This is a genomic window from Nocardia sp. NPDC060220, from assembly GCF_042727815.1.
Lineage (GTDB): Bacteria > Actinomycetota > Actinomycetes > Mycobacteriales > Mycobacteriaceae > Nocardia.
The window spans coordinates 1-3,970 of sequence record NZ_JBHWZY010000656.1; the positions used below are offsets into that span (position 1 = coordinate 1).

The 3,970-nt window shown below is 67.0% G+C and carries 2 protein-coding genes and 2 pseudogenes; 1 reads left to right on the forward strand and 3 read right to left on the reverse strand.

The features are described from left to right. A pseudogene (locus tag ACFWF3_RS27150) lies at nt 1–184 on the forward strand (glyoxalase); the annotation flags it as partial. A 133-nt stretch (nt 185–317) separates the two neighbouring features. Here ACFWF3_RS27150 and ACFWF3_RS27155 read toward each other — a convergent pair. From ACFWF3_RS27155 to ACFWF3_RS27165, 3 genes and pseudogenes are all read right to left on the reverse strand, one after another. After that, entirely contained in the window at nt 318–1,730 is a 1,413-nt protein-coding gene (locus ACFWF3_RS27155) for a phytoene desaturase family protein (protein WP_379316211.1), read from the reverse strand. Nucleotides 1,731–1,772: 42 nt separating this feature from the next. Next, entirely contained in the window at nt 1,773–3,572 is a 1,800-nt protein-coding gene (locus ACFWF3_RS27160; RefSeq protein WP_379316213.1) for a DUF3556 domain-containing protein, read from the reverse strand. A gap of 91 nt (nt 3,573–3,663) precedes the next feature. After that, nucleotides 3,664–3,970, reverse strand: a pseudogene (locus ACFWF3_RS27165) (AMP-dependent synthetase); the annotation flags it as partial.

Genomic DNA, 3,970 nt, shown 5'->3' on the forward strand with positions numbered 1-3,970 from the left:
GGAACCCTTCCATCCTGCGCGCAAAGCTCATCCCGCCTTCATCGTTGACGTGGACGCGCTCGCGTCCGCGGTCACGGCGGCTGGATACGAAGTCCACTGGGCTGATCCCGCCGAGATTCCCGGCCGCCGCCGATTCCACACAACCGACCCGGTGGGCAACCGTCTCGAGTTTCTGGGCGGCTAACCGGTTGCTGCTCAGGCATACTCTCCGAGCACCCCTGCAAACCTCGCGCTCATCGCCATGAGCGGACGTTCGGGCACCGCTGGTGGTGGCATATGTGATGGGTCAGCCACCATTGTCGGTCCTCGAATATTGGTTACCTCAGCCGTCGCAGTGCTCGTTCGGCGGCGTTGGCACCGCACATGCCGTGCGCGCCGGGGCCGGGCGGGGTCGCCGCCGAGCACAGGTAGTGGCCTGGGAGGCCGGTGTCGTAGGGCTGCAGGGTTTTTCGGGGGCCGAAGACCAGCTGTGGGATGTTCTTGGCGCCGGTCATGATGTTGCCGCCGACGTAGTTGGGGTTGTAGTCGGCGAATTCTGCGGTGGTGCGGGTGGTCAGGCCGACTACGCGGTCTCGGAAGCCGGGTGCGAAGCGTTCGATCTGGGCGATGATGGCTGCGGTGGCGTCACCGGTGTAGCCGTTGGGGACGTGGGCGTAGGTCCAGACGGGGTGAACCGATCCTGCCGATCGCTGAGGGTCGGCGAGGTATTGCTGGCCGACCAGGACGAAGGGGCGCTGAGGCATTCGGCCGACGTGGATGTCACGTTCGCCCGCGGCGATCTCGGCGAAGGAGCCGCCCAGGTGCACTGTGCCCGCGCGGTGGGCGGCTTCGGTGGTCCATGGGATACCGCCGTCGACGGCGAAGTCGACCTTGAAAGCGCCGGGGCCGTAGCGGAATCGGTGGTAGGCGCGTGCAATTCGAGTGGGGAGTCGGTCGGCGAGGATCTCCGCGAGCGCGGTCGGGGCGAGGTCCCAGATGGTGATGTCGGACGGCGGTAGGTCGGCGACCGAGCGCACGCGGACGCCGGTCTCGACCTTTCCGCCGTGGTCGGCCAGTACCGCGACCATGCTGTCGGCGATCCGCTGGGATCCGCCGACCGCGACCGCCCAGCCGTATCGGTGTCCCGCCGTCAGGATGCCGAGCCCGACGCTGGCGCTCAACGGGCGTTCGAGGGGTTGGAAGGCGTGTGCGGCGACGCCGCCGAACAAGGCCCGTCCCGCTTCGGTGCGGAAAGCTCGCGCGAGCAGTGTGGCGGGTGCGGTCGCCGGAATGCCGAAGCGCGCCAGTCGGATCGGATGGCGAGGAATGCGCAGCAGCGGGCGCATGATGTCGGCATCGAATATGTCGTAGCCGGCGACCGGGCGTTCGAACAGCGTGCGCCACAGCCGTTCATCGGCGCCGAGGCCCGTGGCGGTCTCGGTGACCGAGCGGTGCAGCACACCGGCGGTGCCGTCGTCGAGGGGGTGGACGCAGTCGAGTTCCGACCACGCCCACCGCAATCCGTACCGTTCCAGGTCGATGCGCCGCAGGAACGGCGAGCCCACGGCCATCGGGTGGATGGCCGAGCAGTGGTCGTGCAGCAGACCGGGCAGGATCGCCTCGCTCGAGCGGGTGCCGCCGCCGATCGTGTCGGCCGCTTCGAGAACCGTCACCTCCACGCCCGCGCGGGCCAGGGTGATGGCCGCGGCCAGCCCGTTGGGGCCGCTGCCGACCACTGTCGCCGTTGTCATCGACGTGCCTTTCTCTTGGTCGAGATATCGTCCGGTGCTCGGCTATTCGGCCGGAGCCACCACACCCTGCCGCGGTGCGGTGACGTCTTCACGCCGCCAGGTCACGGTATGCGCGATGGGACCGTCCGGCAGCCACGGCAACGCCTCGACCGCGTCGGCCACCTCCCATGTTCCGCGTTCGATGACGCCCAGCGCCGCGTCGACCACCATGTATTGCTGCGTGCTCTTGTGTACCGGCTGCGACTCCACCCACACCACGATCCATTCTCCCGGAGCGAAGCCGACCCGTGCCTGCACCGCGTCGATCAGGTCCAGGTTGTGCAGGTGGCCGTCGCCGAAGTTGAAGCCGATCAGCGAGTTGCAGGCGAACTCGGCTTCGCGCACGGTCCAGCGATCGACGTCGGGAAGGTGCTTGTACAGCAGGGAGAACAGGCCGCGGCCCTGACTGTGCATAGAACGCCAGGCGATGGTCTGCTGCATGGTGATCTCGGCGACCGCGGGCGGGTAGCCCATGGCCAGCAGCTGGTCGACCTGGTTGTCGGCGGGGCGGTGCGCGATGGTGTTGAGCTTCGCCTCGGCGCCCGGTGCGAAGGCCCACAGCGCCGAGGCCCAGTTGCCGGCGTACTGACGCATGGACGGCAGGAACGACACCAGGTCGGGGCGCAGGTTGCCCAGCACAGGGAAGAATGCGAGCCCCGCCGCGATCGCCACCGTCAGCCACGGCGACGACATGTCGAATACCCCGTACCCGTCCGAGTTCGGGAACCCGAGGAACAGGAACACGGTGAGGTAGGCGAACAGGATGTTCCACTCCAGCGGCACGGCCAGCGGGAAGGTGGACGTGATGAACAGGTGGAAGATGACCATCATCGCGACCCCGGCCAACGTGAGCCAGTGGTTCGTCGAGAACAGCAACACGATCGGGGTGAGCACCTCCACGGCGGTACCACCGACATGAGCCATGAACGCCGCCACCCGCGACGGGCGGATATCGCGCGGAAAGTCGCGGTAGTGGGCGCGTTTGATCGACCGGAACGGCATCGACGGGCTGTTGGACACCATCGGGGGCACCACATTGGTGAAGTGCTTGCCGAACTTCGAAACTCCCGCGCTGACCCACACGATCACGATCAGCAGCTTGGCCGCGATGATCATATCGGTGAACGGCAACACCGCGAAGAACAGCAGCGCGGGCAGATACTGCTCGCCGCGAGCCGCCAGGAAGATCGTCTTGTCGCGCAGCCCGCACAGGATGTAGAGCACGATCGGCGCGATCAGCAGCACGGGCCGGACCAGTCCGGAGGTGTTGTCCGGCAGCGCTTCCAGCAGTGCGGCGGTGGTCCGGCCCGGTGCGACCAGGGCGATCACCAGCGACGCGAGAAAGCCCAGATACAGGACCACGTCGAGGGCGGTGCGCGAGTCACCGTTGGTGAACGGCACCCGATACCAGGGCCGCAATCGGATACTTCCCCGTCGCGCGAAGTACAGGATGCCGCCGGTCATCGGCTTGAACTTGCCCGCCAACGGTCCCCAGGAGCCCGCGACGCCGAGGGCTTCGAGCAGCACCGTCCACAGGACCAGCTTCTGGTAGACCACCGGCTGGTTCCACCACTGCGCCACATCCCAGAACGGCCCGGTGCCCGACGTCGCCGTCGCGATCGCGATGCCGCCGATGATGTAGAGCACGAGCACTTTCGCGAGATACACGGTGTGGATCATCTTCGGCGTACCGAATCCGTATTCCGCCCAGTGCAGCGCCAGCGTCCGTATACGTTCGCGCAGTGGCAGATCCAAGAATGTCTCGGTGTCCACCGGCGGGAAGTCTCCCGTCTTGAATCCCATGGCTCGATCCCTTTCTTCCGGCTTCCGGACGCGAGTGACCGCGACCGAAAGGGCTGTCTTTCGTTCGAAGTGGATTGCGGTGCAGAACCGCTCAGGTGCGCGCGGCCGAGAGCCGCAGCTGCTTCTTGTCGATCTTGCCGACCGGATTGCGTGGCATCTCCGCGGTCAACACGATCGCGGCGGGAACCTTGAACGCCGCGAGTTCCCCGCGGCAGTGTTCGATCAGCTCTTCGACGGTGACCGCGGCCTGCGGCGCGGGCACCACGTGGGCGACCGGCACCTCGCCCAGCACGGCGTCGGGCACACCGACTACCGCGGCTTCGTGAACAGCGGGATGACGGTAGAGCGCGTTCTCGATTTCCTTGGGGTACAGGTTCTCGCCCGCCCGGATGATCATG